This window comes from Campylobacter sp. BCW_6466 (assembly GCF_001762835.1).
Lineage (GTDB): Bacteria > Campylobacterota > Campylobacteria > Campylobacterales > Campylobacteraceae > Campylobacter_D > Campylobacter_D jejuni.
The window spans coordinates 1-7,968 of sequence record NZ_MJXO01000069.1; the positions used below are offsets into that span (position 1 = coordinate 1).

At 28.4% G+C, this 7,968-nt stretch carries 5 protein-coding genes, 3 tRNA genes and 2 pseudogenes; 6 read left to right on the forward strand and 4 right to left on the reverse strand.

Translation table 11 applies throughout. The features are described 5' to 3' along the window. Positions 1 to 80: 80 nt before the first annotated feature. The 5 genes from AJ887_RS07445 (at position 81) to AJ887_RS07465 (ending at position 4,370) form a co-directional block, all read left to right on the forward strand. Positions 81 to 156, forward strand: a tRNA-Arg gene (locus AJ887_RS07445). A 6-nt stretch (positions 157 to 162) separates the two neighbouring features. Further along, positions 163 to 238, forward strand: a tRNA-Val gene (locus AJ887_RS07450). A 51-nt stretch (positions 239 to 289) separates the two neighbouring features. Continuing rightward, a tRNA-Asp gene (locus AJ887_RS07455) sits at positions 290 to 366 on the forward strand. A 66-nt stretch (positions 367 to 432) separates the two neighbouring features. After that, on the forward strand, positions 433 to 813 hold the full coding sequence (locus tag AJ887_RS07460) for a hypothetical protein (RefSeq protein WP_002853267.1): 381 nt from the start codon (positions 433 to 435) through the stop codon (positions 811 to 813). A gap of 44 nt (positions 814 to 857) precedes the next feature. Next, positions 858 to 4,370, forward strand: coding sequence for an acyl-[ACP]--phospholipid O-acyltransferase (locus AJ887_RS07465; protein WP_070285048.1), 3,513 nt, complete (start codon positions 858 to 860; stop codon positions 4,368 to 4,370). A 7-nt stretch (positions 4,371 to 4,377) separates the two neighbouring features. On the opposite strand, the gene AJ887_RS07470 is transcribed toward AJ887_RS07465, so the two are convergent. The 4 genes and pseudogenes from AJ887_RS07470 to AJ887_RS10495 all read right to left on the reverse strand — a co-directional run bounded on the left by AJ887_RS07470 (position 4,378) and on the right by AJ887_RS10495 (position 7,002). Then, on the reverse strand, positions 4,378 to 5,289 hold the full coding sequence (locus tag AJ887_RS07470; protein ID WP_070285050.1) for an AEC family transporter: 912 nt from the start codon (positions 5,287 to 5,289) through the stop codon (positions 4,378 to 4,380). 622 nt (positions 5,290 to 5,911) lie between these two features. Beyond that, positions 5,912 to 6,067: pseudogene (locus AJ887_RS10615) on the reverse strand (helix-turn-helix domain-containing protein); the annotation flags it as partial. Between the two features lie 58 nt (positions 6,068 to 6,125). Next, positions 6,126 to 6,509, reverse strand: coding sequence for a 3'-5' exonuclease (locus AJ887_RS10490; protein ID WP_251821374.1), 384 nt, complete (start codon positions 6,507 to 6,509; stop codon positions 6,126 to 6,128). Further along, on the reverse strand, positions 6,484 to 7,002 hold the full coding sequence (locus tag AJ887_RS10495; protein WP_250602279.1) for a hypothetical protein: 519 nt from the start codon (positions 7,000 to 7,002) through the stop codon (positions 6,484 to 6,486). The genes AJ887_RS10490 and AJ887_RS10495 overlap by 26 nt, the downstream gene beginning before the upstream one ends. A 303-nt stretch (positions 7,003 to 7,305) precedes the next feature. On the opposite strand from AJ887_RS10495, the pseudogene AJ887_RS10570 reads away from it, so the two are divergent. Beyond that, positions 7,306 to 7,968 (forward strand): annotated as a pseudogene (locus AJ887_RS10570) (tyrosine-type recombinase/integrase); the annotation flags it as partial.

Here is a 7,968-nt window from a genome sequence, read left to right on the forward strand (position 1 = left end):
CCGGTAGAGCATCTCCCTTTTAAGGAGGGGGCCGTTGGTTCGAATCCAACACGGGACACCATTTTTATTGTTAGGGTTATGACCCTTTCGTCTAGTGGCCCAGGACAACACTCTCTCTGTGTGGAAACAGAGGTTCAAATCCTCTAGGGGTCGCCAATTATAGGTCGCTTAGCTCAGTTGGTAGAGCGCCACCCTTACAAGGTGGATGTCATAAGTTCGAGTCTTATAGTGACCACCATTTTATAAAATCATAAATAGGTTTTATAATTTCTACTTCTTTACTTTGGATGCAGCGGTAGTTCAGCTGGTTAGAATGCCGCCCTGTCACGGCGGAGGTCGCGGGTTCGAGCCCCGTCCGCTGCGCCATCTTGCTTGGTAACAATTTTATAAGTATAATTTGCAAAATAATAAAAAATAGAGCTAAGGAAAAAAATGCTTATTATTGGACATAAATTATTAAAAAATTTAGATTTTTCTTTTATTGAAAGTGTTGAAGAAGTTAAAGATAATAAAGTTTATTGTATTGTTTATGATGAAAAATTGATTTCTTATTTAAGTCAAAATGATTTTGAATTTGCTATTTTAGTTCAAAATAAAGACGAGATATTTTTAGCCAATGCTTTAGGAGCTAAGTTTTTGCTTTGCAATGACAAAAAACTTGCAAAATTTGCTAGCAAGGTTGCAGAATTTTATGTTTTTGATAGTAGGGTTTTAATGATTGTTGATAAATTAGAGAATTTTAAAAAATTTTATAAATTAAAAATCGATGGAATTATTTTAAAAGATAATATAGATAATTTTCCTAAAAACTGATAAATTCTTTTGTAAAATAAGTGCTAATTGACGAGGTTTAAATAATGCAAAAAAAATCTTTTTTGAAAATTTACGGATTAATTCCTTTTTTACTTATAGCATTCATCAATGCTTTTGTGGATTTGGGACATAAAATTATTATTCAAAATACTATTTATAAGGCCTATGAAGGAAGCGAGCAGTTATTTTTAAATGCTATAGTTAATGCTTTGATTTTACTTCCTTTTATTCTTATGCTTTCTCCTTCGGGTTTTTTAGCGGATAAATATCCAAAAAATATTGTAATGAAAATTTCAGCAATTTTCAATGTTATACTCACTTTAATAATTTGCATTTGTTACTATAGCGGTGCTTTTTGGATGGCTTTTATTTTTACTTTTATAATGGGAGCACAAGCAGCGATTTATTCACCAAGCAAATACGGTTTTATCAAAGAACTTGTAGGAAAAGACTTTCTTGCTATGGGCAATGGTGTAATTAATGCAGTAAGCATTATGGCAATCTTAGCAGGAATGGCTTTATTTTCTTTAAGTTTTGAAAGTCTTTATAGCTCTACATATAATCAAACAGATGAAATTTTAAAAGAAGTAGCGCCTTTAGGAATTGTGCTAATTTTATTTTCTTGTATCGAAGTATTTTTTGCGTGGCGTTTACCTAAGCTCAAACAAACAAATAAAGATTTAGTTTTTAATAAAAAAGACTATATTCATGGAAAACTTCTAATAAATAATCTTAAGCTTGTTTTTAAAAATAAAACTATTTGGCTTTGCATAATAGGAATTTCATTTTTTTGGGCTATATCTCAACTTTATCTTGTTAGCTTTCCTGTCTTTGTCAAAAATGAACTTTTCATAGAAAATACTTTTTATGTGCAAATTTCACTCGCTTTTTCTGGTATAGGAGTGATTTTAGGCTCTTTAGTAGCTGGTAAATTTTCAAAAAATTATATAGAACTTGGACTTATTCCACTTGGTGCATTGGGTATGTTTTTAATGGCTTTTTTAATGCCTTATTTTATAAGTTTATTAAGTTATAGTTTTTTATTTTTCTTTTTTGGATTTTGTGGAGCTCTTTTTATCGTTCCTTTAAATACTTTAATCCAATTTCATGCCAAAGAAAATGAATTGGGGCAAATTCTTGCAGGAAATAATTTTTTTCAAAATATTGCCATGTTAGGATTTTTACTCTTAGCAACTTTATTTGCAAAATTTGAAATCAATGTGGTTTATTTGTTTTATTTTATTACTTTAGTAACCTTTATAGGAGGTTTTTATATACTTTTAAAATTTCCTTTTTCTTTAGTGCGTATACTTTTAAGCATAGCTTTTTTACAACGATACCGCTTACTTGTAGAAGGTTTTGAAAATATACCAGAAAAAGGCGGAGCTTTGCTTTTGGGTAATCATATTTCTTTTATTGATTGGGCTGTTGTACAAATGGCAATTCCAAGAAAAATTTATTTTGTTATGGAAAGAAGTATTTATTCTAAATGGTATATTAAAATTTTTCTTGATAAATTTGGTATTATTCCTGTATCAAGTACAGGAAGTAAGACGAGTTTAGAACTGATAGCAAAGCATATCAAAGAAGGTAATTTAGTTTGCTTATTTCCTGAAGGTACGCTTTCAAGACATGGACAATTAAATGAATTTAAAGCAGGATTTGAATTAGCTTGTGAATATTTAAGCGAAGATGATGGAAAAATTATTCCTTTTTATATAAGAGGACTTTGGGGTAGTGCTTTTTCAAGAAGCGATGAAGAATTTTCAGCAAGAAACCGCACTTTAAATAAAAGAAAAATTGCTATAGCTTTTGGTAAAGCCATGCCTTTGCATTCTAAAAAAGATGAAGTTAAAGCTAAAGTTTTTGAACTTTCTTTTATGGCTTGGAAATCACAATGTGAAGCTATGCATACTATAGCAAGAGCTTGGATAGATACAGCTAAAAAAAATCTAAATCAAATAGCCATTATCGATACGCTAGCTGGAGATATTTCTTATAGAAAAATGTTGAGTCTTAGTTTAATTCTTAATTTTTTTATTAAAAGAAAATCCAAAGAATTAAATATTAACCCTCAGCGTGGAAGTTACGCTCCTAAAGAGGAAGCTATAGGAATTTTACTACCTGCTTCTTTTGCAAGCTCTTTAACCAATCTATCTGTTTTAATCGCAGAAAAAATTGCAGTAAATCTTAATTTTACGGCTGGAGAAAAAGCTCTAAAAGTAGCTATAAAAAATGCGCAAATTTCACAAATTTATACTTCTAAAACTTTTTTAGAAAAATTAGCAAATAAAGGTATAAATCTAAATTTCGATACAAATATACATTTAATTTATTTTGAAGATATTGTAGAAGATTTTAAAATGCAAAAAACTAAAATTTTTAGCATGATGTTAGCAGTTAGTATCATGCCTAGTTTTATACTCAAAACCATTTTCACTCCTTCAAAAAACAATCTTGCCATAGCAGTTATTTTATTTAGTAGTGGAAGCGAAGGTTCTCCAAAAGGTGTTATGCTCAACAACCGTAATATTTTAAGCAATATAGCACAAATTTCTGATGTGCTTTGCACAAGAAATAATGATGTCATTCTCTCATCTTTACCACCTTTTCATGCTTTTGGACTTACCGTAACTACATTTTTGCCTTTGCTTGAAGGTATTAAAAGCATCGCTTTTTCAGATCCAACCGATGCCTTAGGGGTTGCCAAAGCTGTTGCTAAAAATAATGTCACTATTATGTGTGGAACTTCAACCTTTTTAGGAATTTATGCAAGAAATAAAAAGCTTGATGCTTTAATGTTTGAAAGTTTAAGAATAGTTGTATCGGGCGCTGAAAAACTAAAAAATGAAGTAAGAACTGCTTTTGAAATGAAGTTTAAAAAAAGCATTTTTGAAGGTTATGGAGCTACGGAAACCACGCCTGTGGCGAGTGTAAATTTGCCGAATCGTTTTGATGCGGATTATTGGCTTATGCATCGTGCCAATAAAGAAGGAAGTGTAGGAATGCCTCTACCTGGAACTGCAGTGCGTATTGTTGATCCAAATAATTATGAAAATTTAAAAACAAATGAAGATGGACTCATACTTATAGGCGGTCATCAAGTTATGGTAGGCTATCTTAATAACAAAGAAAAAACCGATGAAGTTATTAAAGAAATTGATGGCATAAGATGGTACAACACGGGAGATAAGGGACATTTGGATGAAGATGGTTTTTTATATATTGTCGATCGTTATTCTCGCTTTGCAAAAATTGGCGGAGAGATGATTTCTTTGGGTGTAATAGAAGAAGAAATTGCCAAATTTATAGATACTGAAGTGGTTAAATTTTGTGCCACATCTTTAGAAGATGAGAAAAAAGGGGAACAAATTGCTTTACTCATAGAATGTAATAATGAAATTTTTGAAAGAGTATGTGAGGCTATAAAAAATTCTAATATACCTACACTTTTTAAACCTAGATATTATTTTCAAATAGAAAAAATTCCCCTCCTAGGTTCAGGAAAAGTTGATCTTAAAAAAGTTAAAGAATTAGCTAAAAATTTAGCCATATAATTTGAGCTTATAACAAAGCCCAAATTAAAATTGGCATAGAAACAAAAGCAAAAAGAACTCCAAAGGCTACAGTACTTACGGCTAAATTACTATCTAGTTTAGCTTTCATTACCATAGCTCCTGCTAAAGTCATAGTAGGAGCTGCACTTTCTATAATAGCAACGATAGTAGAATCTTTTAATTCTAAATTAAATATTTTTAAACAAAATACAAAAAATAAAGGAGCTAAAATCATTTTAGCAAAGATGACAATTACTGTAGGTTTGTAAGAGGTTTTAATCGCCATAAAGCCAAGTCCTAAACCTATGGCAAAAAGTGCAACAGGGGTTGCAGAAGCGCCAAATAAACGAATAGGAGAGAAAATAAATTCAGGTAAAGTAATTAATTTGCACAAAAAACCAAAAAGCAAAGCTAAAAAAGGTGGAAAACTAAGAATTTTTTTAACATTAGCAAGTAAACTGACTTTTTCTCCATTTCCCAAAGAAAGTATAAAAGGTCCAAAAAGTGATATAGGTAAAGTTGTGGCTAAAGCATCGTAAAATATAACTTCAGCGCTAAATTGCGAGTTATTAAATATACCAGCAACAATAGGCATACCCACAAATATAGTATTTCCAAAACAAGAAAGCAAAAACATACTGACTAAAGTTACTTTAGAAAAATGAAAAACTTTTCCAATAAGAATAGCGAAAAAAGCTGCTAGTATACAGCTAAACAATCCAATAAAAATAAAAATAATCAATGAAAAATCAAAATTTAAATGATATGCTTTATCGAAAATCAAACAAGGTAAAGCAAAAATAATAGCAAAATCTAAAAAAGTCCTAGCTTGTTTTTGCTTTAAAACGCCAATTCTTTTGGCAAAATATCCGCCTGCAAGTAAAATAAAAATTGTAAATAATGGTATAAAAACAAACATTGAATAATCCTTTTTAAGGGATGGTTTTTGAAAACGGATAGAATTATATTCTTTATACTTAAAAAAAATCTTAATATTTTTTAAGTTTTTTAAAAAAACCAATATTTTTTATTTTTTGTAACTTTAAGAAATTGTAAGTTGAAATTTGATTTTGAATAGTTGGTATTTTAAGTTGAATGATTATAATTTTAAATAATGGTGCGTGTTAGCGAGATTTGAATAATGCTAATAAAAACACCACTATACAATATTTATAAATAGCATAAAAATAAAAAGTTAGGAGAAAAGTTAGGAAAATTATAAACATTATATTTATTCCTGTTTTTTTAATATTTTTACCATTGTATTTAAAAGTGTATATTAAAGAGTTGATTGAATATATACCGCTCCCACTAAAAGAAGCGAGAGCATATGCAAGTGATTGATTGTTATATATTGTTTGAATTGGAGTTTAATTTTTTTTCAATTTCTTCAAGATTATATAATAGTTTTCTTACATTTGTACTAATTTTATATTCCTTAGTATATCCTGACTTAACCCAATTTTTAATTGTTAGGATATTTACATTAAGCATCTTTGCTATTTCTTCTCTATTATAATATTTTTTAACCATTTTTCTTCTCATTTGTGGGGGAGTTCTTTTATTTTCTGAAAATCGAGAATGGTTTCTTTTGATATGTAATAACCTTTTCCTAATTTGAGGCTTTTTAGAGCACCTCTTGAGATCCATGTACGAACTGTTGTATGGGTTACAGAGTACATTTTTGCAACTTCATCGACAGAATAATAGCCTGCTCTTTAAAGCTTCCATCTTCTTGTAATTTTTTGATTATTTTCATTCTATTGTTATCCTTTCTAAATTTTTTTCTATAAAATCTTTTTCAAGCAAATAATATTTGTTAATGTTTAAAGAATTTTTAGCTCTTGTAACTGCCATATACAAAAGATTTAATTCTTCTTTTGCTATGGTAATTTGCTCTCTTTCTTCAAGTTCTTGCTTGATGTTTAAAAAATCATCAATAATTTCAATATTGTTCCATTCCAAGCCTTTGCTCTTGTGTCCTGTACTTAATATCAAATCAGCTTGTTCTTGTTTTTTAACACAACTTTTTTCAATATCTTTAATAAGCTTTATAATATCGCTATGCACATATTTAAAAAGAACAAATATTTTTTGTTTTAAGTCAACCTCTTTAGTTAGTTTCGTTGATATATTCAAGAAGTTCTTTTAAGTCGGCAAATTTTGCAATAAACTGATTTTTGATATATTTGTGTTTTTTAAACAGAAGATTTTGTATGTCTAATAACTCATCAAAACTATAACTATTCACCCCTCCTACAAAAAATAATTTTTTATTCAAATTTTTTACTGCTATATCAAATAGTTTAGCATTGGTTCTACATATTATAGCTTTTGCTTCATTTTCATCATTTCCCTTTCTTGGTTTTAGCGTTCCTTTAAAATCTCTTGGGGCATTTAAAATTCCCAAATAAGAATTGGCAATAGTAGCTATGCTTTGTGGGCATCTAAAGCTTTGAGTTAGATATAAAATATGAGATTTTGGCATAGATGCTAATACTTCTAAGGAATTTACAGCACCTCTGAATTTATAAATGCTTCGGAATGTATCTCCTATAAAAACTTTTTTAGCTTGCTTTTGGTTAAGAACAATGTCGATAACACAAGCGTTGATATCCTGTGCTTCATCCACTAAAATAAAATCATATTCTAGCTTTGGTTTTGTAAGTTGAATTAAAAGAAGTTATAAATAATTATTTGTATAGCAAAGAACTTGAAAATATAGATTTTACATCTATAAAATTGTTTGAAGGACTAATTGCAAAATATAAATTTTTTACACTGAAGATAAATTAAATACAATAAAACTAAAGTTTTATGAAATTGTTGGAATAAAACTTAAAAACATCAATAAGATAAATCAAGATAAATATTTATTATCAATTTCTGATGTTGTATGTGGATTATATGAAATTTTATTTATATAGATAATATATATTTAAAGAACACTTTATTGTTTTATAGGCGTATTTTACTAGAATTTGTAGAATATTCTTTAGATTATCAAGATGAAATGCAAATAAATGATATAAAAACGACTTTTTTAGTCAATTTTCTTAATTATTTAGAAAATAATTCAAAAAATGGCAATAAACTATCAAAAAAAACAAAAATAACTTATTTGAGAGTATTAACTAGCTTTTTTTATAAGCGATAATAATGATGATTTGTTTGTTTTTTCCTTTGATATGAAGAAAATTAGATTTAGAACAGAAAAATCAGAAGAAAAATTAAATTATCTTAATGAAAATGAAATTATAAGGCTAAATAATGTTTTAGAGAAAGAAAAAGCAAAAAAAGAAGTTTATAATAGTTTTAGAAACTCTTTACTGATAAAACTTATGCTTTATGGAGGACTTAGAATTTCTGAAGCTTTAAATGTAAAACTTTGTGATTTTGAAGAGGTTGATGATGAAATATTAAAAATATCCATAATAGGCAAGGGCGGTAAAGAACAATTTGCATTTATTAAAAAAGAAGTAGATGATGAGCTTGAATATTTTAAAGAAAATATCCAAGATAGTGATTACATAATGCAAACTAGCACAGGAAAACATTTAAATAGAAGCAATGCTTTTTTGATTGTAAATAATATTTA